The organism is Paenibacillus periandrae, assembly GCF_022458865.1.
Lineage (GTDB): Bacteria > Bacillota > Bacilli > Paenibacillales > NBRC-103111 > Paenibacillus_S > Paenibacillus_S periandrae.
The window spans coordinates 197975-223686 of sequence record NZ_JAJNMU010000013.1; the positions used below are offsets into that span (position 1 = coordinate 197975).

The 25712-nt window shown below is 43.1% G+C and carries 26 protein-coding genes; 9 read left to right on the top strand and 17 right to left on the bottom strand.

Features of this window, described 5'->3' with window-relative positions:
- Nucleotides 1-244: 244 nt before the first annotated feature.
- Nucleotides 245-1249 carry an AraC family transcriptional regulator gene (locus LRL21_RS22675; RefSeq protein ID WP_240418060.1) on the bottom strand — a complete coding sequence of 335 codons (1005 nt, stop codon included), beginning with the start codon at nucleotides 1247-1249 and terminating at the stop codon, nucleotides 245-247.
- 171 nt (nucleotides 1250-1420) lie between these two features.
- Between LRL21_RS22675 and LRL21_RS22680 the strand changes: the two genes are divergently transcribed.
- The 3 genes from LRL21_RS22680 to LRL21_RS22690 all read left to right on the top strand — a co-directional run bounded on the left by LRL21_RS22680 (nucleotide 1421) and on the right by LRL21_RS22690 (nucleotide 3718).
- Entirely contained in the window at nucleotides 1421-2002 is a 582-nt protein-coding gene (locus LRL21_RS22680) for an NAD(P)H-dependent oxidoreductase (protein WP_240418061.1), read from the top strand.
- Between the two features lie 386 nt (nucleotides 2003-2388).
- Nucleotides 2389-2955, top strand: coding sequence for an RNA polymerase sigma factor (locus LRL21_RS22685; protein WP_240418062.1), 567 nt, complete (start codon nucleotides 2389-2391; stop codon nucleotides 2953-2955).
- On the top strand, nucleotides 2948-3718 hold the full coding sequence (locus LRL21_RS22690) for a DUF4367 domain-containing protein (RefSeq protein WP_240418063.1): 771 nt from the start codon (nucleotides 2948-2950) through the stop codon (nucleotides 3716-3718). The genes LRL21_RS22685 and LRL21_RS22690 overlap by 8 nt, the downstream gene beginning before the upstream one ends.
- A gap of 114 nt (nucleotides 3719-3832) precedes the next feature.
- Here the strand turns inward: LRL21_RS22690 and LRL21_RS22695 are convergent, their stop codons facing one another.
- The 8 genes from LRL21_RS22695 to LRL21_RS22730 form a co-directional block, all read right to left on the bottom strand.
- Nucleotides 3833-4324, bottom strand: coding sequence for a hypothetical protein (locus LRL21_RS22695; protein WP_240418064.1), 492 nt, complete (start codon nucleotides 4322-4324; stop codon nucleotides 3833-3835).
- Between the two features lie 115 nt (nucleotides 4325-4439).
- On the bottom strand, nucleotides 4440-4982 hold the full coding sequence (locus LRL21_RS22700) for a hypothetical protein (protein WP_240418065.1): 543 nt from the start codon (nucleotides 4980-4982) through the stop codon (nucleotides 4440-4442).
- Between the two features lie 19 nt (nucleotides 4983-5001).
- Nucleotides 5002-5595, bottom strand: a complete 594-nt coding sequence (locus LRL21_RS22705) for a hypothetical protein (protein WP_240418066.1) — start codon at nucleotides 5593-5595, stop codon at nucleotides 5002-5004.
- Between the two features lie 389 nt (nucleotides 5596-5984).
- A complete protein-coding gene (locus tag LRL21_RS22710) occupies nucleotides 5985-6467 on the bottom strand; it encodes a hypothetical protein (RefSeq protein WP_240418067.1) in 483 nt (160 codons plus the stop codon).
- Nucleotides 6468-6601: 134 nt separating this feature from the next.
- On the bottom strand, nucleotides 6602-7390 hold the full coding sequence (locus LRL21_RS22715) for a hypothetical protein (RefSeq protein WP_240418068.1): 789 nt from the start codon (nucleotides 7388-7390) through the stop codon (nucleotides 6602-6604).
- Nucleotides 7391-7829: 439 nt separating this feature from the next.
- Nucleotides 7830-8693: a sugar phosphate isomerase/epimerase family protein gene (locus LRL21_RS22720; RefSeq protein WP_240418069.1), complete on the bottom strand. Its 864-nt coding sequence runs from the start codon at nucleotides 8691-8693 to the stop codon at nucleotides 7830-7832.
- Nucleotides 8690-9850 carry a Gfo/Idh/MocA family protein gene (locus tag LRL21_RS22725; protein ID WP_240418070.1) on the bottom strand — a complete coding sequence of 387 codons (1161 nt, stop codon included), beginning with the start codon at nucleotides 9848-9850 and terminating at the stop codon, nucleotides 8690-8692. Before LRL21_RS22725 ends, LRL21_RS22720 begins: the two co-directional genes overlap by 4 nt.
- A gap of 49 nt (nucleotides 9851-9899) precedes the next feature.
- Complete coding sequence (locus LRL21_RS22730; RefSeq protein WP_240418071.1) at nucleotides 9900-11312, bottom strand: MFS transporter; 1413 nt, start codon at nucleotides 11310-11312, stop codon at nucleotides 9900-9902.
- 154 nt (nucleotides 11313-11466) lie between these two features.
- Here LRL21_RS22730 and LRL21_RS46340 point away from each other — a divergent pair, with 154 nt between their 5' ends.
- The 3 genes from LRL21_RS46340 to rsiV all read left to right on the top strand — a co-directional run bounded on the left by LRL21_RS46340 (nucleotide 11467) and on the right by rsiV (nucleotide 14176).
- Nucleotides 11467-12684: a helix-turn-helix transcriptional regulator gene (locus LRL21_RS46340; RefSeq protein ID WP_240418072.1), complete on the top strand. Its 1218-nt coding sequence runs from the start codon at nucleotides 11467-11469 to the stop codon at nucleotides 12682-12684.
- Nucleotides 12685-12793: 109 nt separating this feature from the next.
- Nucleotides 12794-13300, top strand: coding sequence for an RNA polymerase sigma factor (locus LRL21_RS22740; RefSeq protein ID WP_275900849.1), 507 nt, complete (start codon nucleotides 12794-12796; stop codon nucleotides 13298-13300).
- Nucleotides 13301-14176, top strand: a complete 876-nt coding sequence (gene rsiV, locus LRL21_RS22745; RefSeq protein ID WP_240418073.1) for an anti-sigma-V factor RsiV — start codon at nucleotides 13301-13303, stop codon at nucleotides 14174-14176.
- Between the two features lies 1 nt (nucleotide 14177).
- Here the strand turns inward: rsiV and LRL21_RS22750 are convergent, their stop codons facing one another.
- The 3 genes from LRL21_RS22750 to LRL21_RS22760 all read right to left on the bottom strand — a co-directional run bounded on the left by LRL21_RS22750 (nucleotide 14178) and on the right by LRL21_RS22760 (nucleotide 17078).
- The gene (locus LRL21_RS22750) at nucleotides 14178-14699 is read right to left on the bottom strand and encodes a GNAT family N-acetyltransferase (protein ID WP_240418074.1); all 522 of its coding nucleotides are present in this window, start codon (nucleotides 14697-14699) and stop codon (nucleotides 14178-14180) included.
- Nucleotides 14700-14964: 265 nt separating this feature from the next.
- Entirely contained in the window at nucleotides 14965-16434 is a 1470-nt protein-coding gene (locus LRL21_RS22755) for a M14 family zinc carboxypeptidase (RefSeq protein WP_240418075.1), read from the bottom strand.
- 224 nt (nucleotides 16435-16658) lie between these two features.
- Nucleotides 16659-17078 (bottom strand): GNAT family N-acetyltransferase, encoded by a 420-nt coding sequence (locus tag LRL21_RS22760; protein ID WP_420832480.1) that lies wholly within the window; start codon nucleotides 17076-17078, stop codon nucleotides 16659-16661.
- A 237-nt stretch (nucleotides 17079-17315) separates the two neighbouring features.
- On the opposite strand from LRL21_RS22760, the gene LRL21_RS45760 reads away from it, so the two are divergent.
- The 3 genes from LRL21_RS45760 to LRL21_RS22770 all read left to right on the top strand — a co-directional run bounded on the left by LRL21_RS45760 (nucleotide 17316) and on the right by LRL21_RS22770 (nucleotide 18091).
- Nucleotides 17316-17450 carry a hypothetical protein gene (locus LRL21_RS45760; RefSeq protein ID WP_275900850.1) on the top strand — a complete coding sequence of 45 codons (135 nt, stop codon included), beginning with the start codon at nucleotides 17316-17318 and terminating at the stop codon, nucleotides 17448-17450.
- Between the two features lie 84 nt (nucleotides 17451-17534).
- On the top strand, nucleotides 17535-17843 hold the full coding sequence (locus LRL21_RS22765) for a hypothetical protein (RefSeq protein ID WP_240418077.1): 309 nt from the start codon (nucleotides 17535-17537) through the stop codon (nucleotides 17841-17843).
- Between the two features lie 98 nt (nucleotides 17844-17941).
- Nucleotides 17942-18091 carry a hypothetical protein gene (locus LRL21_RS22770; RefSeq protein ID WP_240418078.1) on the top strand — a complete coding sequence of 50 codons (150 nt, stop codon included), beginning with the start codon at nucleotides 17942-17944 and terminating at the stop codon, nucleotides 18089-18091.
- A gap of 195 nt (nucleotides 18092-18286) precedes the next feature.
- On the opposite strand, the gene LRL21_RS22775 is transcribed toward LRL21_RS22770, so the two are convergent.
- The 5 genes from LRL21_RS22775 to LRL21_RS22795 are packed head-to-tail and all read right to left on the bottom strand — an operon-like array spanning nucleotide 18287 to nucleotide 25615.
- Nucleotides 18287-20050, bottom strand: a complete 1764-nt coding sequence (locus LRL21_RS22775) for a glycoside hydrolase family 2 protein (RefSeq protein ID WP_240418079.1) — start codon at nucleotides 20048-20050, stop codon at nucleotides 18287-18289.
- A 48-nt stretch (nucleotides 20051-20098) separates the two neighbouring features.
- Nucleotides 20099-22114, bottom strand: coding sequence for an alpha-L-arabinofuranosidase C-terminal domain-containing protein (locus LRL21_RS22780; RefSeq protein WP_240418080.1), 2016 nt, complete (start codon nucleotides 22112-22114; stop codon nucleotides 20099-20101).
- A 24-nt stretch (nucleotides 22115-22138) separates the two neighbouring features.
- Nucleotides 22139-23035, bottom strand: coding sequence for a carbohydrate ABC transporter permease (locus tag LRL21_RS22785; RefSeq protein ID WP_240418081.1), 897 nt, complete (start codon nucleotides 23033-23035; stop codon nucleotides 22139-22141).
- A gap of 11 nt (nucleotides 23036-23046) precedes the next feature.
- Nucleotides 23047-24003: an ABC transporter permease gene (locus LRL21_RS22790; protein ID WP_240418082.1), complete on the bottom strand. Its 957-nt coding sequence runs from the start codon at nucleotides 24001-24003 to the stop codon at nucleotides 23047-23049.
- Nucleotides 24004-24031: 28 nt separating this feature from the next.
- On the bottom strand, nucleotides 24032-25615 hold the full coding sequence (locus LRL21_RS22795; protein WP_240418083.1) for an extracellular solute-binding protein: 1584 nt from the start codon (nucleotides 25613-25615) through the stop codon (nucleotides 24032-24034).
- Between the last annotated feature and the right edge of the window lie 97 nt (nucleotides 25616-25712).

Consider the following 25712-nt stretch of genomic DNA (forward strand, 5'->3'; position numbering starts at 1 on the left):
TGATTATCTGTTTTGCTGGTACTCACAGTGATCATCAGGGGATTTTGTATGGTGGTATTAAGGAATACAAACTATTGCGTTCGGGATGGTGGGAATTCAAATAATACGGACCAACCGTATGAAGATCATCTTATCCTTGTGAAAAATAACGACATGTGGAAAATAAGGGGTTATCAATCGGAGGCACCTTGGAAAACTATGGTGATGCCTTGAGCAGGCACTCAGCAGCTTCCCGCAGCACGACTTAAGCACGCTGCCGGTATTCCCCGGGCGCCACATTCGTCCATTTACGGAAGGTTGTCTGAAACGCACTCGGCTCGGAGAAATGCAGTAGATAGGCAATCTCTGCAATTGAATATTCATGCTGGGCCAAGTAACGGATAGCGAGCTCTTTGCGGATTTCATTTGCCAAGCGATTATACGAGGTTCCCTCCGCTTTCAACCGGGACTGCAGCGTTCTTACACTCATATGCATTTCCTTGGCAGCCTCCTGCAGGGTCGGAAAATGGGAAGGCATGCACTCAATGATCCACCTGCTCAGCCTAACTTTTAGGTCGGAGCCCACAGTTAGCTTAACCCTAACCTCCTCCGCCATCGCTTTAAAAACCCCCAGCAGCCGCGCATCCGAGCCTATTACCGGATAATCCAGCACCTCTTTACTGAGCCGCAGTGTATTTGCTTGCTGATGAAATTGAGGGACAACCCCCAAAACAGCCTCATACTCATCCATCACAGCTGGTGGGCCGTGCATGAATTGAACCGCTCTAATCGGGATCACTCTGCAGCTTAATCCGAGCAGTATCTGGTAAAAGGATACCGTCATATCCTCAATGCAGTGACGGCTTGGCACTTCTGGAGAATTGTTGAGGAATAGCGAAATCACGACATCCTCCCCTTCAATGTCGATATCAGCATTGAACCCGCTGCAGACGATAAAGTTATATTTTTGATAGGCCGACAGCGCTTGACCCAAGGTCTTGGAATGCAGCATGACATAACCAAGCACGCCTAAGTCGGAAATCCCCATGCGCTGGCCCTGATGCAGTCCAAATAGGTCATCTCCCGTATATCGGGCAGCCGCCTTCACCATTCGCTCAAATTCCTCTTGCTCAATACGCGCCTCCTCCCTCAACAACAGACTCGCATCGATTTCTGCATAGGTGCAAAAGGCGTCCCAATCATACCCGCCTAAAGCCAGTGACTTCATGATCGGAAACAGAAGAGATACAGAAACACCCTGTGTATTCATCCAGCCCACTACTCCTTTGCATAAAAGATCAATATCTTTGCGTATTTCATCATGGGTAATTACGTCATCCGAGCTTATCATTACACCATAGCTATCTTATCACGGACATCCTGCAAAGTGGAGCGATGCGGCTGGTCTCGTGTATCCACATACAAACGAGGAGGAATTATTTTGAAAAATAATATTGCAGTTATCATTGGCCACCCCTATCCCGAAAGCTATTGCAATGCCTTAGCACAAGCTTACACGAAAGGTGCTGTCAGCAGCGGCGCAGACGTTCGCATCCTCAATCTCGCCCAGATCAGCTTTGACCCCAATTTGAAATATGGCTACCATCAACGGACCGAGCTGGAGCCTGATCTGCTAGCTGCTCAGGAGACGCTCCACTGGGCTGATCATCTCGTATTTGTATATCCGAACTGGTGGGGCACGATGCCAGCAATCCTGAAAGGCTTCATTGACCGGGTGTTTTTACCTGGCTTTGCTTTCAAATCCAAGCCAGATTCTGTGATGGTCGAGAAGCTGATGAAAGGGAAATCCGCTCGTCTTATCGTCACTATGGATTCCCCGCTCTGGTATTACCGTCTGTTCATAAGAAGAGCAGGTCATCATATCATGAAGCGCTCTATCCTGCAATTTTGCGGCATCCATCCTGTAGCCATTACCGAAATGGGAATGGTAAAAACAACGTCTGAGGAAACAAGGGAAAAGTGGCTTCGGAAGGTGAAGACGCTGGGCAGCAAGAGAGCATGACCCCTAGCCAGAAACAATAGGTAGTATTTATTCGGATTACGGTGAAACCAAGCAGGCTATCCCAGACTACGGAATATTTATGAAGTAAGAGAAAAGGTGCCATCTGGCACCTTTTTTATAACTCCAACCCCGCGCTAGACGGTACAATCGTTCCAGCTCTGTGAACAACCTGTCGAGCGGCATGGTTTTTAACGTTTGCACAGCAATGATATTTACAAAATTCCCCATTTCATGTTTTTATAGTATAATTATAGAACACTCTACCGGACCATCATCCGATGTTAGAGAAATCATCCATACCGCAGAGGCGGTTCGTCCTTCTGACATTATGGCACACCTATTCCCCGCTTCTGCTATGCTTTATAACAAATCATCGGAGGAGTCTCATGGAACAGTGGTTCTATCTGTTGCGAAGCTCAATTGATGACCTGGATACCACCACTCAAGAACTGGTGTATCGTTCCTTTTATCAATTCGTGTATCGTGACACCTATTTTATGCTTCGTGATCATTCGATAACCGAAGACATTATCCAAGAGTCCTTTTTAAAAGCGGTATCGCAAGGCCCAAAGCTCCGGTCTGACGCCAACATTCCTGGCTGGATTAAACAAGTCACACGCAATACAGCAATAGACTGGTTAAGAAAAATGAAAAGAGACCGTCAGATGTTGAACGGTTCTTACGTTAGTATAAGTGAAACCGTTTTGGATGAAATAAGCGTAGCCAAAGAAGTAGAAATTAAAATGAGAGATGCCACGCTCTATCAAGCTCTTAATGAACTCAAACCCGACTATCGCACCTTGTTGTTACTTTTCTATATGGAAGGGAAATCATATAAAGAAATCTGCAAAGAACTCCACATGACCGAATCGGTATTTACCCAGCGTTTGGCAAGGGCTCGGAAAAAGTTGCTTCAACATTTTTCAGGAAAATGGGTTGATCGTGATGATTGAACAAGAAAAAGATCAAGACCTTTTAATCAAAAAGGCTGTGCAGGACTTTTATAATGATGTAGACATTCCCGATGCTTCTTCATCATGGCGAAAGGTTCATGACCAATTGCAAAAACGGCGCAAAAAGCAGGCGCGGTTCACCCGGATGAAAATAATAGCTGGTATAGTAGCTGTTTCATTCCTCATTAATATTGGCCTCAACATTGATGTGTCAGTGACTTATGCGAACGTTATTTCCCTTTTTAGAGAAGTCGAACAGCATGTTGTCCGGGTCTTCTTTCAATATCCTAACGAAGATCAAGACCGTTCTAGTGCCAAGACTCGTCCTCCGTCAGTGGAAAGCACAGCGGAACCTTCCGTTCCAGAAAATGCAACGCTAGAAGAAGCAACAGCAAAGCTAGCGTTTCCTATTCTCAACCCGACCTATATTCCCAAAGGCTTTCACTTGGATGTGGTGAGAATATTTCGGGATGCTAGCGGACAATACAACAATGTTTATCTGGAATATTTGAGTGAAACCAAAAGCATTTTCAAGGTGAGCCAACGGCTTGTGGAACCCCAATCGGCTAGTATAAAAAGTGATATTTCCAAAGATGCGGGCACCATAAAGGAGGCAGTCGTTCAAGGCTACCAAGCCATTCTTGTAGTTATTCCTGAAGGGTTTACCGTACTCGAGTGGCTCACTAAAGACAATGTAAAAGTATCTATTTCCGGAAAACTAACGGAGAACGAAATATTACGGTTTGCCGAATCGTTGCATTAAAATAGCTTTGTCTCGTTGGGTAATATCAAGTTAAGGAACAAAAAACCTCCCGCAAATTGGGAGGTTTTTTCGTAGGACGAGAGAAACCTTGCTGCCCCGGCGAATGCCGAGGGGTTATGGTACCAAAAAGGAGGCTGAATAGCGGTATCCAGATTCAGTAGTTGAGCCTTGCAGAATCCCATGATACGATTTTGTCTGGTAGTAGTAGCCAGATAAAACCGATATATTGCTTAGTGATTGATATGCATATGCTGCGTTGCTCTCTTGCTGATTGGTACCTAAATAAACATCAATCCATGCTGATCCCGTCCAGCGTTGCAAGGTCAACTGCACACTGATCTTGTCAACCCTTACGGTTCCATAGGTTTCTCCCCAAATACTAACTTTTTGATTACCGCTATAAGATATGTATCCCTGTCCCTTTTCAAGATAACTGAATGCAGGATCGAATACCGTAAACGGAGTGAATAGTGACGGTGGTGCAGAAGTTTTGGCCAGAACATGTACGTTCGATGGTTCCTGTGCAAAAACATGTACGGGTAGGAGCAGTACAACCATAGCCATGAATAGGATCAATCCTCTTAAAGAAAATGACCTTACTTTCAAATTAATTTACCTCCTATTAGTTGAAATTTTCCGCTTATCGATAGTGGGGCTGACCCTAGATATAGAATTATATTTGTTTAATTCTCTACAATATATTTTTGGATAGTATCTTTTTTTAATTTTTTAAATTCCTCGTCACTTTTTTCAAATTCAGCTCTTTTAAATCTTGGTTATCGATATTGAATTTCCCTTGATTCAAAGCGTTAATCCAATAAGCCTTACGTTCTGGAGACCAAACTAAAAACAATAAATATTTTTGTCCTGCCTGTAGGCTCGTATATTCATCTGCAATGAACTTTGTTTTACCAGGTTTTAATCCATCATCACGAACTATAAATCTTTCAATTACCGGAATAGACTTGTATACATTTCCAGTTACTGTATTTTGGGAATCCTTAAAAACTTTATTGATTTTCACGTCAGTAAGTGTATAGGAATCATCAAAACCATTCTTCACAAGTTCTACTGCTTTTGAATTTGATGTGGTAGTTACTTCAACAACTAATTCAGAGTCATTAGTTAAATCGTTAACACTATCATATATTTTATGATTGAAAGAGGAAGCAGTAACTTCTTTAATAGATTGATCAGCAACAAAATAGACCGAACCAAACACTAAGATAAGAGCCGATAAAGTAAAACAAATCGTTTTTTTCAATTGTATAGCCTCCCTCTTTTTACCACTTATTGGCTAAATGATCAGCATCAACCGAGGACGGATAAACCATGGATGTTTGCCCACTCTTCATCCAGTGAGTGCCCGCATGTGCTGGTGAATTTTCAAAATGACTTAAGCTCAGTGCATGACCAAGTTCGTGCCCAGTATTATGATATTTCTCGGAGCTAGTAAAAGCGTCGTCCGTCATACTCTTATTATCTAACCTTATTCTTGCGATATCAAAGTTGGTACCACTATTAACAGCGGAATAGGCAATTTGTGATCCATTTGATTTAAAGAAACCAGTTGATCCATAGACACCAGGTCCAAGTTCATTATAGACTCCATAAAACTTGATTTGAGCTAAAGACTCGCTGGATATCTCCCAAAGATTAGCAGCTGAATTTGGTACTGCACTCCATTGTGTTGCAGCATTTGTTACAGTAGCCCCCAAACCATATGCTGATACTGAACTATCGACCCAATACTGTTGAGCGGCCCCGTTAGTATTTTTTCCACTATGAATATGAGCTGTTGAATAGTCTGCATAAGAAATTGAGTGGAATAAAGAAAATATGGAGACAACTAATACTGTTACTTTCGCTATTTTCAATTTTATACCTCCTCGATAATGATATGGTAAACTTAATTACAAAAAACCTGACTTAACACAATGGTAATACCTCTTGTAAATGGGTTTGGATAATTTTATTCACTCCCCTTAGACCCCTTACATCTTTATAACGTTTTATATACCTAATATCTAACGTTTTTAATAGGATATTTTTTACTTTTATTCAATTTTGGCGAGATATACAATACTGTTGTCCACCGACATATATAGACTTTTGTCAATGCCTTTGGGGCTTTGCAAACAGAAAAACCCTATTAAACACTTTAACCTTTTCTTACGAAGTAATCTTCGACCAAGAAAATGAAAAAGGCTTATAAGGTTTTTGTCTACATAGTAGGGTTCATAACGAGCTCAACGTCAATCAAATTTTAATTAGTAATACTTACTGAACCATCATTTCCGAAATATATATTTTCACTGCAATTTACAGTGCCTTTAGTTGGTGAGTTTACTACAGAATCATGCACACAGATTTGTTTTTGTACTTGATATCGATCGTTTATCCTCACAACAGAATAATCAATAGCGGGCCATTCATCTAAATCATGATATTTCAATATAACAGACACACTAATGTCATTAAGATTGGAATTATCTACACTAACAATTCTAAAGCTATCTAAGGGAACACCTTCTGAATCCCCCTTTTTCATTATTTCCGTAAAATAATTTGTGACTATTTCTTTTGCGACCCCTTCGGGGTTTTTCTGAACCTCCTGAACCATTCTACTAGTTTCCTCTTCTAAAGAAACTACTTTGAAATTATTAGCAGCACTTGCAATCCCAATTCCAATACATGAAACAACCAAAACAACAACCAAAACGAAAGCAAAAGTTCCATTTTTAAACACAATCCTAACCACCTTTCAACTTTGATGTGTATTGAATGCAGTGTAACATATCCATACTTATTTTTAAAAACATTGATAATGATTAAAGAAGCCTGCAAGCAGGCTTCTTTAATTTTTGATAAACCTAACTTAAATTATTGATAAGCATTTCCAGATACGTTAGCTCTAGAGTAGCTGCGATTGCTTACAAAAATACAACGATCACTCCCGGTGGTTACACCTGACAAGTACGCACTGAGCCAAGTACCACTACTTGGAATATCGCCATCAAAAAATGAACTCGTAGACAAATTGTTAAAGTTCCCGCCTGATAGTTTTGCTGCTATTCCATACGCCAATGAAATAATATCAGTACCAGAGTTTTTTGTTTGCCAACCGTTAATTGTTATATTCGTTTGAGTATTTGTGAAACTCTGTCCACTAAAGTAAGTAGTCAGATAAGAACCAGCAGCAGGTGTTCCATTAACTATACTACTATAGAACGACCCACTGATATCTGAATTAATACTCATTCCGGCTTTTTGTTGATTATTTACAGCATTCCCCACTTTAACTGTTCCATATTCAGAAGATTTTGGATCACTATTAAAGGTAATGATATCGTGTTTCACTGAATATTTACCATCCTTTTTAACAACAGAATAAGGAGCGACAGGTAATGTTCCAAATTCATCATAAGTAAGTTGAACTGATAACTTTATATCATCTTCATTAGAGGAATCAGTTGCCACGATTGTAAAACTCTTAAGAGGGATACCCATCTGCCCATCTGCACTTGATTTTATTATATCCTGAAAATAGGCATTTGCTGTTTGAAGTGCTTGATCCCTACCTGTATCATTACTTGCAGCACTTGCTCCACCTGTAATTATAGAAGTTGTAAGGAAAAGTGCGGACAATATGGACAAGACAAATTTTTTCATATTAACACTCCTTATTTGTTATATTTAGATTGATCCACAACACCTATTGATTCGTCAACATAAAATTAGGAAACAGTTTAAGAAAAAACTCAAAACGATATTTTAGTTACATTCGTCATGTTTTGAAAGGGTAACAGGCAGCTACTACAATTTATACATTTAGAAACTTGCACTACCTCCTTTCAATAACAGCATGTCTCTGTCCCAAGCTTACTCGTACGCATGTTTATTAGGGCAATAGAACAAAACTTATTATTTGAATTCCAAATTTTGTTGTATATCTAAATAACGTTCCATTACTAAAAAATCTAACGATAAATTTAAAATTTATTAAATAATCACCAACTGATCAACACTCCTCCCCACCTGACTGCTTCTGCTGAACGACATACTAAAAAGGCTGCCCTGCGGCAGCCCTCTAAATTAAATTAGTGCAAATTTAAAACCAATCGGCATAGCCCATCTTTCTCAGGTTGTCCGCAGATGTCTTCAAGCAATCAAACGGATCACGTCCGTATACGTCATCCTGCTCTACCAGGAAATACTGTGAGCCGCTTTCAAGCGCAGCCTCCATAATGCCTTTGATATCAAGATTACCTTCGCCAACCTCGGCAAATTCAACAACATTCGTAAAGGCCTGCATGAATTTACCCATATCAAATCCGCCTGCTAAAGCGCTCATATCGATCTGGCCGATCCGGTAATCCTTCAAATGGATCAAGGCAATTCGTCCCGCATATTGTTTAATAAACGTGATAGGATTTTCCCCGCCTCTTTGAATCCAGTGAATATCAAATTCAAAACCAAGATGAGTTGTATTGTTTTTGATAATATCCATCAAGTATTCGCCATCGTACTTTTGAAACTCGATATGGTGGTTGTGATAGTATAGTTCAATACCATGAGCCGCCAGTTTCTCTGCTACTGCATCTGCTTTTTTGACAAATTCCATGATTTTATCTTTATTACCGATAGTTGTTAATGGCAGCATCCCAATACGTAAAAAGTTGCAATTCAAGGTTTTGCAGTCATTTACAATTTTATCGAAATCAGCAGCTAAAGTCTCTCCGGGCATACCGGGCATCATCGGTTCTAAAGCTGCAGATAGTGAAGCGATTGTAATGTTGAAATCTGCACTGGCTCTCTTAAGCTCTAACACGTTGTCGGCAGTCATCGGAATTTGAGAAATCTCTACACAGTGATACCCGAGCTCATTTATTTTTCTCATTGTCTCATAAACACCGATTTGCTCCACTTTCCCTTTGAGCATCATCATTTGTACTCCGATTTTACCCTTTTTCATTTGGATACCTCCATTTGTTGTTCTTCTTCAATCTTTTTATTTAATTCAGCTACGTATTGCTCTTCATCGAATGGAATCTCGACTTCTTGACCCAAAAATCCCGACAGATGGATCGCGTTCGCCAGCCTGACTCCATGAATACCCTCACTGCCTGCTGCTATTAAAGGTGTGCCATCATTAATATTGGCAGCGAAGTTTTCCAATACGGCGATATGCTGAGCGCCCCATACACTTTCAAATTCAAGCACTTCTTCGCTGTAGATTTCAGATGCGCTTTGACCCATGAAAATTTTCATTACATCCTGCATGCTCATCGTTGAGCTCATTTCAGGCTCGGGCTTCATGAGACGTTTGATCGTAATCTTCTTGCTGTCATCCACGACGATTTTACCTTTATCGCCTAAAATTTCAAAACGGTCTGTACCGAGAACATCATGCGTGCACGTAATAAATACGCCTGTCGCTCCATTCTCGTAATCAAACATCGCGGTAACTTCATCTTCAACGGTAATCGTTCTTTGGTAGCCGTATTTTACATTCGCATATACCTTCTTTGGCATTCCGCAAATCCACTGCAGCAAATCCAATTGATGCGGCGCCTGATTGACAAGCACACCTCCGCCCTCGCCTTTCCAGGTTGCTCTCCACTCACTTTGCTCATAGTAGCCCTGCGGTCTCCACCAGGTTGTAATCAACCAGTTTGTCCGGCGAATCTCGCCAATTTCATCCTGATCAATCAACTCCTTCAGCTTCTGGTACAACGGATTCGTCCTTTGATTGAAGAAAATCGCAAAGGTCAGCTCAGGTTTGGTCGCTGCAAAGTCATTTAATTCTTGGACCTGCTTCGTATACACACCTGCCGGCTTTTCCACCAAGGCATGAATGTCTCTCTTGAGCGCCTCGATTCCCATTTCCGGGTGCAAATAATGCGGTACACACGTCACAATTGCGTCAACATCTCCGCTCTCCAGCATGTCGATATAGTTGTCATAGAACGGGATGCCCGGGTACTTGTCTGCGCACAAGGCTTTTTTGGCTGGATCTATGTCACAGATCGCACCGATCACCATGCCCTTCACTTTGCCATCTGCCAAAAATCCAGCATATAATCCGCCTTCTGCTCCCAAGCCGATAATTCCCATTTTTACGTTTTTCATTAATTTTACCTCACTCTCTATATTTGTAATTTCATTTTTAAGCCATGCTTCAAGACGGATTTTGCCTTTTACTTGTCAAATCAATAGTAAGCTGCTTGGATTGCTGCTTGGTTAAGGGATAGAAAAACACTAAAATGATAAATACTACCAAAAAGACGATGCCAGGCACCAGAGTAGCAATTGTATGAATCCCATCCAGCGCGCTTTGCGTTTGCACCTTGTGAGTGGCATCATAGCCAACTGCCGTTAACGCTACCCCTCCGATCCCGCCAGCAATAGCCTGACCGACCTTACGGGAAAATGAGTACACTGAGTACACGGTACCATCCTCGCGCAATCCTGTTACGTATTCATGATAATCGATTACGTCGGTAACGAACGCCCAAACTACCAGATTAAAAAATGCATATCCAAACATACCAACTGCTGAAATCGCAATAAACGAGATAGAGGATAAATGAGGCAGGAAGTATAGAAGTATATACACCAAACCTGCGATTAACATACCCACAGCGGCTGTTTCCTTTTTCCCGAATTTGGCTACCAACGGTTTGGCTAGCGGAATTGCAATAAATACGGTACCGATCTGGATAAAACCAACCAGGCTTAGTACGGCTGCATGACCAAAAAAATCTTTAAACAAATAGACGTTGACTGCACCCAAGAGCATGTTACACATCATAAAAATAAGAGATGCGGTTAAAATAGCCAGCAGTGGTTTGTTTCTTAACAATCCTTTTAAGGTTTTGCCGAGATGGGATTTGCGATCCTTGATTTCGGAAGTCACAATCCGTTCCGTAGATAATTTGTAACACGCCATATAACAAGAAATAGACAGTATTCCAAAAATAATAGCCCCTAATGTAAACCGGCTTGCATCTGCCTTATTGTCTACAAACAAGATCAAAGGCCCCGCTACATTAATGATTAAGCTCGCTAACGAGCCGCCCATCGTTCTAAATGTAGATAAGGTTGTACGTTCAACAGGATCACTCGTAATGACAGATGCCATGGAGCCATAAGAAATATTGACTGTGCTGTATAAAGTTCCCCATATGAGATAGGATACAAAAGCATACGCCAAATAAAATCCGTCTGACATTCCTGGAATTTTCACAAACATAAGTACACCCGAGATGACAAGCGGAAATGACATTCGGAATATCCATGGCTTAAATTTGCCGTGCTTGCCAGCTTTCCTCGAATCCAAAAACCGGCCCCAGGTAACATCCGCCACAGCATCCCATAAACGCGCTACCAGAAAGAGCATCCCCACCGTCACAGCGCTAATACCAAAAATATCTGTATAATAAACCATCAAGAAAGAGCTTACTAAAATAAAGAAGAAATCATTCCCGAAATCACCAAACAAATAACCCAGTTTATCTCTCAAGCCGAATTTTCTGATTTCCACCATCGTATGCACGGATTTCGTGGTCCCCAGACTGACATGCTGCTCCATTGTTCCCCCTCCAATATATGAATAACATCGTTCCGTAAATTCAAATGCCAACTTGAAACTGCTTACAAAAAGAGTATAATCAAATTCAAAACATTCGAGAAGGATGTAAATTGCATTATCAGGACTTATTTCACATGTAAAGGATTGGATGATCGTGATCAAGCATTTTCAACTGACGTCTGCAAGCTTAACCCTTTTTCATGTACTTGATATGAATACCAGCATATTGACTCCCGATGGCTCTGTAGAGATGGCGCATATTCATGAGCCATTGCCAAATTTTTTACTCCAGACACAGCAGGAGGACTTTTTAAGACTTAGCTGGCAATCCAGGCAGGATCCCACACAATGCTGCATATACACTAATGTATTTGGACTGACCTATTTATCCAGATTTTTCGAGTTGGAGGAGGAGCAACCCACGGTTTGGGTAGTTGGACCTTTTCTCATGCAGATACCGGATATGGACAAAATTAATGCGCTATTCCGTACAGAACAAAACAAACAAAGGGCTATGGGCGAGTTCGTTCGCTCCTTGAAGCTGCTCAGCAATGCCCGAATCCAAAGTGCCGTTAATATCTTGAACCAGGCAGGCTCGATTCAACATGTTCCTTATCGAAAATTAAACACACAGCCTACGTCGGAACGATTAGATGCCAACGATATCCAGCATATTTTGGCGCAGCCCGATGAGTTGGATACGAAAGTTATTGAGCTCAGATATGAGCTGGAGAAAGAGCTTATGAGTGCGGTTGAGCATGGGGATAAAAAAATGCTGAGGCATCTCCTGAAGGAAACCAAAAATTTATTTGATTTTTCTGACCGTTTTCCCAATCAGCCTGTCAGGGCCATGAAAAACATGCTCATTGTTTTAAACACATTGTTGCGTATGGCAGCAGCCAGAGGAAAGGTTCAGCCGTTTTTCCTGCATCACATCTCCGAGAAATTTTCCAAGCAAATTGAACGCTGTGACAGTATCAACTCCCTGAATGCACTGCTGGATGTGATGTATGAGGAGTATTGCGATTTGGTTAACCGCCGCACCATTACCGGATATTCTCCAGTGGTACAGAAAGCGGCACAGCATATCCTTGTTCACTTCAGCAAACCGTTAAATCTAAAGCAGTTGGCCGCTAAATGTCTTGTGCATCCTGCTCATTTGTCGAGACAATTCAGTAAGGAGGCGGGAATGACTCTGACCGATTTTCAGAACCGAACACGCATAGACCATGCCAAGCTTCTGCTGGCAAAAGGAACCGCTTCTATCGATTGGATTGCCGGTCAAGTCGGATTTGATGATGCAGGCTATTTCACACGTATATTTAATAAACTGGAAGGCATGACCCCGTCCAGATATAGAAAAGAATTTTGAGCCTTACTTTGCAAAAGATGATAACAAGTTAAAACTTTTTCGGGCTGCCCACACGTCTTACTTGTATACAGACATCATGTAGTCAATAAAGAGAAAGGTATTGCTGATCATGCCCAACAGGAAAACCGAACAATTACTTACTCGCTGCATCACCGATCACAAGGAAAACGTATACCGACTGGCCTACAGCTATGTCAAGAATAAAGAGGATGCGCTCGATATTGTTCAGGACTCGATTTACAAAGCTTTGACGTCCATTGAGCTTCTCAACAAGCCTGAAGCCGTCAAGAGCTGGTTTTACAGAATTGTGGTGTACACCTCTTTAGATTTTCTGAGGAAACAAAAAAAGGTTCAAATCGCAGATGAAGAAACGATCGAATCCTTTAGCCCCGGGGCGGCAGACATTTATCCCGATATTGATTTGGAAAAAACGTTAGACAATCTTCCCCATAAGTATCGTAGTGTCATCGTGCTAAGATATTTTGAAGATTTAAAAATTGAGGAAGTGGCTGAGATCTTGAATGAAAACGTCAATACGATCAAAACCCGGCTCTATCAGGCACTTCAAATATTGAGAGTCACTATGAATGACGAATCTGCCAAGGAGGAACAATAAATGGATACTCAATTCAAAAAGCTGCAGGATGAATACAAGCAAGTCCCTATTCCTGAGGAACTGGGCCTTATCGTCAACCGAGCCTTACGTAATAGTAGAAAAAAACGGATTCCCGCTAAATGGCTAGCTGGAGTTAGTGCGGCGGCACTGATTTTTGTTATCGGAATCAACACCAGTACGACGGTAGCGAATGCTTTTTCTGCAATACCCGGGGTTGAGAGTATAGTCAAGGTGCTCACTTTTAAAGAGTATAAGATTGATGAGCCCAACTATAATGTTGACGTCAAGGTCCCCGCCATTACCAATCTCGATAATAAAGCATTAGAGCTTGAGCTCAACGAAAAATATTTGAAGGAAAACAAACAGCTATATGATCAGTTTCAAGCTGAAATCGAAGAATTAAAGAAAAAAGGAGGCGGCCACTTAGGGTTAGATACAGGGTATGAGGTGAAAACGGACAACGATCAACTATTGTCTATCGGCAGATACGTAGTCAATACTGTAGGTTCATCCTCAACAACTATGAAATATGACACGATCGATAAGAAAAACCAACTATTATTGAGCCTGCCTATGCTATTTAAAGATGATCGATATATAAGTGTAATCAGCGAAAATATTAAGGAACAGATGAGAGCACAAATAAAGGAAGATCCTAATAAAATCTATTGGATTTCAACTGAAAATAATGAAGTTCCCACAGAAGAATTTGTAAGCATTACAAAAGATCAAAACTTTTATATTAACGATGAAGGTAAACTGGTTATCTCTTTTAATAAATACGACGTGGCTCCAGGGTATATGGGGCTTGTGAAATTTGTTATTCCAACCGATGTGCTTGCTGACATCCTGGTTAGCCGTAATTACGTTAAATAAGTCATCCAATCCAAAACCTCTTGACGATATTGCCATCATCCATCACAAATTCGGTTTCGAACACACCGCCGTGCTTCAGAATGGTCTTTTCCGAACCGATGTTGTCTTTGTCACATACTAACAGCACCTTATCCAGGCCCATCGCCTTTGTGATTTGTAAGGAGTGAGCCAATAAAGCACTCGCGTACCCTTTGCGTCTACAAGAGGGTCGTATTCCATAACCAATATGTCCGCCGCTGTTCAGGAGTTTCAGATTCAATCGATGACGGATGTTCGCCGCGCCCACGAGCAGGTTGTCCTCATTTATCAGCCAGTAGGTCGAGTGAGGTACCCAATGGGGATTGGTTAATTTCTCCTCACTATCCTCTGAATATAAAGACTCCAGCATGGCCGTGAAATCGCTGGGGTCTTTTTCAACGACCCAGGGTACGATATCTTCACCGCTGCTTATCCAGTCGTCATAAAACGACATGTAGGATTCACGGTATTCTATGGAAGGTTTAACTAGCCGAATGGTATGCATCGCAATCACTCCTGATTCCTGATTTTCCGTAATGGATTTTGATCTTTTGAAAACTCCAACTATGGGTATTATAGCAAAATTCACATAACCTTCACGAGTGATTAAGGTTAACTTAATTAACCACTGGTATTCTATCCATACCCCTCCTCTTTCATTAATGGTCAGCCCGGCATCATATACATGATGCCGGGCTGATTTGCGTTCATCATAACCTAAGCCAATACAGCATTGATTATGATCTCGATTTGCTTAATCGAATAGCCCCTCACCGAACAACTGCTTCAGACGGAGATCGGGATGGCTTCTCCTGTATCCAGCCATCACCTGACCAGGTTCGAATTAATATCCAGTCGTTCCAGCGTTCCAAGGTCTCAACCTCCTGCGGCTCCAATTGGCCGAGCAGCTCTGTTTCGTTCGCTTTGGGATACTTATAAATAGCTGTCTTGTCCTTCAGGTTGATGCGATTCGGATAACTCTCACTGTGTCCATGAAGATAAGCGGCTTGATTCAATCGAACCCACCTCGGACCAAGCCAAGTTGGTATACGGTACCAATCCCCCATGCGGCCATCCGCTGTAACCTTTGCTTCCTTCAACTCCCCGCCAGTAGGAAACGAATCACTGGGGCGATTGTACAGCTGCACCGGCTCGAGCAGTTGAATGTTTTCCTCGACCTTTTCAATCGGGTAGCGCTCCCGCCACAGCTTGTACCCTTCTGAAGCCAGATATAGGCCGATCGACTGATTTTTCTCCCATATGTCAGTAAACGTCCACAGGGGCAGCTCGTTTTCTTCTTGATAAGGTCCTAGTTCAGCGGTAAAACCGGGGCGCCCAAATTGCACAATAAACCAATCCGTGAAGCCGCCACCCGAAGGGTCCTTTTCCGGCTTGATTTGGCTGTAGCCTGTCATGGCGCTTATCGTATCGGCCATTTTCTTATCGCGTGCGACATATTCCGAAGCCGTGTTGAAATGCCAATATAACACTTCGCCTGAGGTATGATAGGAAAGGGCAATTTCCGGGTCGCTCTCGTATGTAAATCGTACCATGCTGAGGGCTTCCGCTGTTTCCACAGGTTCGGAGCCCTTATAATTTTTAAATGTAGGGTACTGAGGCGAGTTACGAATGCCCGTCCACATCGCAGGATACTGACGGTTAATATCGATTCCAGTCGCATTTGCTTTCCAGCGTTTGAAATTGTTGCTGCCGCCGTTCATACTGAGCAGATAAGAATGGTACGATTCAGGAAAAGCATTCAGCCCTTCCTGCTGGAGTGCCACACCATCCGGATTGACCATTGGCACAAACCAGATCGAACACTGATCCAGCAATTGACGAACAGGATAATGATCATATTTCATATTATGCTCATAAGCATATGCGTAACGGTCTATCATATACAAAATCAGATTGGTCCCCATCCATTCCCTGGCATGCTGAGACCCATCTATAAGGATTGAGGCATCCCCTTTCCCGAATTTTACCGCCTTAATATCCCGGCCAAAACCTGTTGTCCCAATCGACTTTACCTCAATTAATTCAGGATAAGCAGCTGCCAGCTGATCAATTTGTTGCGTCATCAATTCATACGTGTACACCTGATAGGGATCCACGATCTCCTTGCTCACTGTTTGCGAATCCGAAGCTATGACTACTAGATTCCCCATCATAAGCAGGATTGCTAGAATAGCTGCCAGCACATGCAGCAGCTGTCGACCCTTTCTCTCTGTGCCCAAGTCTCTCTCTCCTATAATGTATGATTACTCTTCCAAAGGAAGAATTTACAAAAATGCTTAGTTATTTTAATATATATCCGACAAAAAAACCATATTTTCGGCTGTATTTGACAACAAAATTCAGGAAAATGGTATTTTTCTGATAGTTTTATTAAAATAAAAGCATTTAGAGAGGGCAGACTAGCGGAAACATTCAGAGCGAAAGGACATCTTCATACCCTACATTATTCAAACACCATTACCCAATACCTTTCATCAGGACTGCCTTCTTCAACAACCTTTTTCCAGCCATTATTTTCGTAGAACTGCATTGCCTTTTGATTTTTAGATACGCATTTCAATGTTATTGGTTTATTCATTTTTTCTATGGCAGAATGAAGTAATTGACTACCAACACCCTTTCCTGAACAATCAGGGTGCACAAATAAATTATGAATAAAATTATCCGGCAAATACAAAGAAGTAAAACCCAAGACACGATCGTCTTCTTCTGCTACAATAATATACTCATCTTCAGTATGCTTATCAAAGTCTTCCAAGGTCATTTCTTCTTTATTGGCCCACTCAAAACTGTTACGACGGGATTCAAGGTATATTTGTCTTAATTGTGGATAGTCGGATTCCCTTGCTGCTCTAATTTTCAAAATTTCCACACTCTCTTTCTTCTCATGGAGTTCATCCATCATAGTATATCCTAATAGGATACACGTCAGTATGACATTATTTCCTCATAATCAGTCTTTACTTAAAGATAACTGTAGACCAAAAAACGCTCTGGCGCACTATGGGTCAGTATAATTCCTGTAATTAGTGAGCGTTTATTGATATACTTAATCGGTCATTTATTAATACTTGGTGGAGGCGATGGATCGACCATTGGTATGACAACTATGATGTTCATCCGTGGTGAAGCAGCACCTTACTATACGTATACTTATATCATCTGTGGTGTATTCAGTATTTTGATTTGCATGATTACCGCTTCGAATCAACATAAGGTGGAGCTAGGACATTAAGTCATGAAATAAGTCTGGACAAGGGTACCTGCTGCGTTGAACTCGCGCACGACCCAGCTATCCAGTCATAATGGAGGAATATCAATGAGTCAACGTTATCGAATCACAAGAGCACTACAGGACAATGAAAGTTCAGCGAAAACCATAACATTAGAAGAGTGCAAAAAGTACTTTTCATCCAAACCCGATTTTTCCTACACCTCCGTATTTACGGTGACAGGCTCTACCAGCATGTCCATTGAAGGGGATTTTTTCATGTGGAGCTGCGGCGATGCAAAGATCCCATTTCGGTATTATCAGGGGGATATTTATGTGTCCGGCACCAATGAAGCCGTGATTCCCAAAATGATCGAGGTTGCAGGCGAATTGGGTGCGGATGTGATGGAAGGATAAATTTAAATTAGAGTAAAGAAACGAAGGCGATTTATAAACGGATTTGCATGATTCCTTTCCTTTAAGGGAACCTTATGGATGAAATGGAGGCGATCTTGTTGAACAAAGGTCAACAAATAGCAAAAATACAACAATTGGCTGAAGATAAAATCGCGTTTCAAGCCAATATAGACAAGCAGGCTTTTGTAAATAGTCAGGTACAAGAGGATCTCCCTGAAACGCCTGATCAAGACCAAGATAAGCGATAAGCGTCCCACATTTCAATCCGTGTTCGTACCATGACAAGAAGCCTTAATTCGGTGAATACCGGACTAAGGCTTCTTTGTTGCTTGGAAACTAGTTCATGCTGGTAAAAGTTGAAGCCTCCTTGGTTATTTGGGCGTCGTAAGGAGCAGAGGAAGTTTACGAGCGCGACGCCGTTCCATACTTAACAGACGCTGTCGTCAGGCAAGATTGATCTCCCTAATCTTGTCAATCGGCACCTTAGGCTTGCGCTCCTCGGTCAAGAGCCCGTTCACCTCTTGCTGAACGTCGGTAATTTGCGTATAACAGTACCCTACGATGTAATCCGTCTGCTTGATAGCCTCATGAATGCCGCGGAAGCGTTCAAGAAACGTTTCTTCCGAACCAACCTGACCACCGTAGCCCCAGCCTTTGTCAGATTTGAAGGCAATGCCGCCAAATTCGCTGACGATAATCGGCTGCCCCTTGTAGCTGTAGCCGTCGGCAAAAGCGTATTTCCATTGGTTGAAGGTCTTCTCATTGTTCACGATTTCGTCCTTGTTCGCATAACGTTTAAGGAATCGCTCCTTTGTTTCCACGTAATCATGCAGCGTCAATATATCGGACACCGTATGCTCCCAGCCATCGTTAGTTATGACCGGGCGATTCGGATCAAACGCCTTTGTTAAATAGTAGATCGATTCAGTGAATTTCTGCTGCCTCTGATCCTTGAAAATGTTCATGATGCCCCACGATTCGTTGAACGGAACCCACGTGATGATGGAAGGATGATTATACTGCTGGCGAACGACCTCCATCCACTCCAATGTAAAATTTTGAACTGCATTATCGTTAAATTCGAAGGTTGCAGCCATCTCGGACCATACAAGCACGCCTTTGACATCGCACCAGTACAGGAACCGGGCGTCCTCCACCTTCATGTGCTTACGGACACCGTTATACCCCATCTGCAGAAGGAGATCGATATCGGCGATCAGTGCATCCTCGGAAGGAGGCGTCAAATGGCTGTCCGGCCAATAGCCCTGATCCAGCAGTAACCGCTGGTAGATCGGAACATTGTTAAGCAGTACCTTGCCCTTCTCGATGGATATTTTTCTCATGCCGAAATACGAGTAGACATGATCAATCACGACATCGTCACGGTACAGAATAAACTCAACATCGTACAGATTCGGACGACCTGGGGCCCAGTAGCAACGTTTCCACGGTCCGTTCATTTCGTGAACGAGATCGACCTCCAATTGCAGCCAAGAGCGATCAATCACCAAGCTTGCCTGCTTGACCTGACGGTCCTTCATCGTAATAATCGTTTCCAGCCGAAGCCTGCTGCCAGAGTGGACGTCGCCTTTGACCTGGTACTCAAAGCGAACGGTTGCAGAATCGACGTCCGGCGTAATTTTTACCGAATCGACGTATTCCCGATCTACATACTCGAGCCAAACGGACTGCCATATACCCGTCGTCTGTACATAGAAGCATTCAAAGTTATCGTCCACCCAACGCTGCTTGCCACGGGGCTGAGTCGTGTCCATACTGTCTTCCACCTTGACCGTTAGCTCGTTGGAAGCTCCGATGGTTACAAAAGGTGCGATATCGAAGGAAAATGCCGAATAACCACCTTGATGCCTTCCGACGTATTCGCCGTTAATCCATACTTTCGCAATATAATCAACCGCTTGAAAATGCAGGAGAATTCGCTTGCCGGCAGCTTCCAACGGGATGTGCAGCGATCTGTTGTACCAGACGTAAGAATGGTGGGCTTCTTCACCGATGCCGCTTGCCGCCGTCTCGTAAGTGAAAGGAACGATTATCTTATCGTCCCCGCCGAAGCTTCGCTGCCACCCCTTGGATTCACCTTCATTGGCATCATCGAAACCAAAGCTCCACTCGCCGTTCAGATCAACCCAGTTATCCCTGACAAACTGTGGTCTCGGATAATTTTTCACATATTTCTTTGTCGTCATTTCGTTCGTTTCGCTCCTCTGTTTATGCTAATGGCAATCGCCATCCTGTTAGCGCGTTATTTCCAATACGTAGACGGATGATGCCCTTAGTTGACAGCTCACTTGACTTTGCGAAAATTGTAATTCATGGGATACGCAAACAAGGAGATCCGGATTGTGCACACTGTTGATGGATTCATAATCATTCGCTGTTAACTCAAATAAATGGGCTGTGCCTGAATCTGAGAATCCGGCCAGCTGCACTTCGGTCAACGCAGCTTCGAGACTTCGGTTGACTATAAAGACGGTCAGCTTATCTCCATTACGATTGATACAAGCCACGACGTCCAGATCCGGCAGGTGATCAAGCTGTGGTTTGGCAGACACAAGACTATCCACTTTAAAAGTACCGCATTCGGTATGACTGTTTACTACATGACCCAAGTCACGGTTTGCATACATTTTCATCGCATGATAAGTCGGTGTGCCATAGACAGCCATAGACTTTCCGCTCCAGCCTGTCGACTTACCGCGATACTGATCGGCATAGAAATCCCCCACCCTGATACATCCACCCAGCCAGCCATTGACAAGGTCGGAGAAGCTGCCAATCTCCACCAAATCGCTATTTCGAATAAATTCATTCAAATTCGCCGCATTGGCAACCGCAGCTTCCAGCGTGTGCTCATGGGGGAGACCCTTACGAATGGTATTCGGAGCATACATCGTATTGTATTCAGTTATAGCCAATTTCAAATGGGAATACCGTTGATTGGAACTGAACATTTCTCTTAATTGCTGTATGGATGCCCTTGTCCACTCCGGATAGGAAACCATTGCCTTATAACGCTCATCCTTTGGCGTACGCTCATTCATCCCAAAACGCGAGTACCCATGATATAAATGCAAAGTCAAATAATCGATATCCTCTGCGGCTCGCTCTATCAGAGTCTGGTTCCAATCCATTCGAACGTCTCCGCAGGCCAACAGCTTAATCCCATGATCAACAGCCTTCATAGCTTGGGCAAAGCAAGCATAACGTTCAGCAAACTGCTCAGCGCTGCAGTGACCCACCTGCCAAGGTCCCCATACTTCGTTGCCAATCTCCCAATACCTCACACCATACGGCTCGATATGTCCGTTGGCCGCTCTTAAGCTTCCCATTGGCGTATCGGCAGCTCCGTTACAATATTCAACCCATTCAGCCGCTTCTGCTGGCGTACCCGAACCATCATTTACACAAATAAGCGGCTCCACATTTAAATCACGGCAAAACTGAATAAATTCATCCGTTCCAAAGTATTTATTCGTCCATCCGCCCCACGCTTCATTCACTACACACGGGCGTTCATGCACAGGGCCGATTGCCTGCTGCCAATGATAAGCACTAATATAATTCCCGGCAAGCCGCATCATACCGGCGTTTAAATCACGGGTCATATCCATAACTTCCTTACGAACATTGCCTACGCTGTCGGAAGGCAGCAGCGAAATATGATCCATCCACAGCATTCCCGTGGATACGTGATCCAGCCATCGCTCATGTTCCGTTGGCACATATAATCTGAACTCCGCATGCTCGCAATCCCGCCCAACCGTGAGACGTGACTCATAATGCGCCCAGTTATGGCTTGTGATATCGATACGTATCGAACCGAGCACTTCACCGCTCATGGCATCCACAATCTCTGCAACAACAAACCTGATTTCAACAGAGGCTCTTGCATACAGAGCCAAATCATAGCCATCCCCATCTTGTTTCACGGCAATAGTCTGGCTTATTCCTGCGTAACCCTCGTCATCGCTATACATTCGTACCAGCTGACTATGACCCGAATGATGCTTGGCAGCAGGCTCAAGAGCATATAGGGTGCTTTTTCCATTGGTATAAGGACGCCAGCTGCCGGAAAGCCCCCTATAGATGCCATCCACGCTTTCAAAATCCATATCCTTCAACGGATAAGCCAGCATCGCATCCATATGATCACGAATATCTTCCACAAAATGTCCAAACATATAAGGATTAATTGTATCGCTGGCGACTTGATCAGCATTCACTTGTATTTTGGCTCTTGCAAGTACCATCCTCTCACAACTTCCTTCCTTTTATCATCCTTTTAGAGAACCTATCATGACGCCCTTAACAAAATGCCGCTGTACAAAAGGATACATGATCAGCACGGGCAAGCTGGATATAATGATGACCACATATTTGATGCTTTCAGCCAGCAGCACCTTCGATTCGAGCCCCACATTACTGTCAACGGCATCCGCCTGACTGACCATAAGAATTTCACGCAGCACGAGCTGCAGCGGGTACAATTCCTTGGTGCGAATATAGATCAACGCATTAAAGTATGAATTCCAGTGACCTACAGCGTAAAACAGGACCATAACAGCTAATATCGGCTTGGAAAGCGGCAGGATGACATGTGTTAACAGCCTCCAATTCGAACAGCCATCGATATGTGCAGCCTCCTGCAGCTCCCACGGAATACTGGTTTGAAAATAAGTTCTCATTACAATTAAATTATAGGTGGCAATTGCACCCGGAATAATGAGCGCCCACATCGTATCTACCATTCCTAAATTTTTGACAATTAAATAGGATGGGATCAGTCCCCCGCTGAAAAACATCGTAAGTGTTACAAAAAACATAATGCCTCCCCGTCCGGGCAGGTCGGGTCTCGAAAGCGGGTAGGCAGCCAATGTGGTCATGAAAATATTGATCAAAGTGCCTATAAACGTATACAAAATACTTTTACTATAGCCATTCCATATTTTTTCGTTATGAAATACATTTTGATAGGCTTCCAACGTAATCTGCTTGGGCAGCAGGTACACCTCGCCATTCAGTACCAATGCAGGATTGCTAAAGGAAGCACTCACAATGAAAATTAACGGGTACAGCACGATGACTAAAATAAGTACAGCTAATGCATTTACGACGGCATTAAATATCGTTTCATCCGATAACGTTTTTTTCAATTTGTGCTCTTTCAACATACGGTCACTCCTCACCATAAGCTGGTCTCAGCCTTTTTACGGGCAAAACGATTCACGAGCACCAGCAGCGTCAGGTTGACAATTGAATTAAATAAGCCAATTGCAGCCGTATAGCTGTACTCCCCCTTAAGAATACCTGTGGAGTAGACGAAGGTGGATATGACATCGCTCGATTCCAGGTTCAGATTGTTTTGCAGCAATAAAATTTTCTCAAAACCGACATTCATAAAATGTCCTACATCGAGAATAAGCAGGATGACAATAACGGGCAGTATGCCTGGAATGGATACATGCCAAATGCGCTGCAATCGATTCGCCCCGTCCATTTTGGCTGCTTCATACAGCTGCGGGTTAACTCCGCTAAGCGCCGCAATATAGATGATCGATTGCCAACCCATATTTTGCCATATATTGGAACCGATAAAAATTGGCTTGAACCAGGCAGCTATATCCAGAAATCGAACAGGCATCCCGCCAAATGCTTGAATCACTGTATTAATAGGACCTCCACGCGGAGATAAAAACAACATCAGCATACCTGCCATAACGACGACCGAAATAAAATGGGGAATATAAGTAATGTTCTGCACAATCTTGCTGAATGCTTTGCTGCGGATTTCATTAATTAGCAGCGCCAAAGCAATCGGAATAGGGAAAGCAAACAGCAGGGAAAACAAGTTAATCGAAATGGTGTTCCACAGCAGTCTCCAGAAATAGTAAGATTCTACAAAGCGTTCAAAATGATCAAAGCCCACCCATGCACTGCCCAGAATTCCTTTGGCCGGACTAAAGTTTTTAAATGCAATTTGCAAACCATACAAGGGTCCGTAATGAAACACAAGGTACCATACGATAGGAACGAGCAGCATAAGGTAAAGATCGTATCGACTGGTTATTGATTTTAAGAGGCTGGAGCGCCTCGATTTGGATCGAAACGCAACGCCTGCAGGTTTTGCTGTACTCTTCATCTGTAGCCCTCCAACCATCATGGTGTTCTTATTTTTGCTTTTTGAGGTTATCGTAAGCTTCCTGGTACAGCTTTTGCAGCTCTTCCACGTTCATTTTCTTCAAGGTAGTCTGGAATTCTCCCCACTTATCGAAGCTAAGGGCACCAGCAATAAACTTTGTGCTCTGCTCCTCGTAATATTTATCAATATCGTTACGCAGCACATTTATTTTTTGAGCCGTTGCTTCATCGAACATGGGAGCTGCATAGCGAACCTTGGGCATGAACGGATCGAGCTTCTTTTGAGCTTCCTGGACCTGCGGCGGATTGATATAGGAAGCAACCTTGTCACTAATCAGATGCGGTGCCCCGCCTCCGGCATATGGAGTGATTTTGGATTGATTACCTGTCGCCAAAAAAGCATCGGTATAATAGGGAATGCCGTTTCGCAATTCATAATTTTCACCTTGACGACCGAAGCGCAATAAAGTGGATCCTTCGTCGCTATAGAAATAATCCACCCAACGCATTGTGGCCTCCGGATTTTTGTTCACCGAGGTGATGGCAAAAGCTCCAAAATCCCTCGGTACCGGTTGTGCCAGCTGCAGCCGGTCGCCATGCGGTCCCTTGACCGGGGCTATGCCGATATATTGATCTGCAACTTTAGTATCCAGCATGGGATTGTTCGTCTGGTCAAAGAAGAAGCCGGTATTTCCTGAACCTTGCTTAGCCAGATATTGAGCTTCCTTCTGGGTGAATAACTCCTGATCCAGCAGTTTTTCCGAATACAGCTTATTCAAGTACACCAGCAGCTCCTTATTCCGATCGCTTCCCATCCAAATATTAACCTTGTCATTCTCCAGGTTAATGTTATAACCCAACTGGAAATCCAAACCAAAAGATCCAGCCATTATAGGCACGATGCTCAAGCCGTTGCGCGCTGTCATCGGAATTTCGTCCTGCTTTCCGTTGCCGTTAGGATCTTTATCTCGGAAAGCTTTCAGCACCTCGTACAGATCATCAGTAGTCTCAGGTTCCTTAAGGTTTAGTTTTTTCAGCCATGCTTGATTCATCCATTTTTTATCGGTTCTGGCTGCGTTGACAGTCACAATACCCGGTATGGCATAAATATGGCCCTCGGGTGTTGTTATGGCTGGGCGTATCTCGGGATACGTATCCATTAATTTTTTAAGGTTTGGGGCATAAGAATCAATCAACTTCTCGAGTGGGATTAATTGACCGCCTGAACCATAGCGAGTTGCCTCTAAAGGCGTAAGGCCTGAGCGATACAACACATCAGGGAGCTCATTGGCAGCAAACAACAGGTTCTTTTTTTCAGCAAAACCATCCGTTGGCGCCTCGATAAATTCTACCTGAATATTGCTCATTTTTTCATAATCCTGAAACACCGGCATTTCCTTAAAGGGCCCGTTGGTTGGCGCTATTCTCGTGAACATTTTCAGCTTAATCGGCTCTTTGACAATCGGAAATCCGCTTGGACTTACCGTATTTGTCGATTCTGCCTTGGATTTATCCTCGTTTTTCTTATTCGTATTATCCGGGCTGCAAGCCGTAAGTGTTAAGCCAGAAACGACTACAGTAGAAAGCAGTACCGTTCCCCAATTTCTCTTCATTCTTTCGTTCCCCCTATTTTAGTTACTCACCTTCACGCCAAGAAAGCGTTTTCTAAAGGATGCTTTTATTATAGTCAAACTGTTTCTATAAAGGACT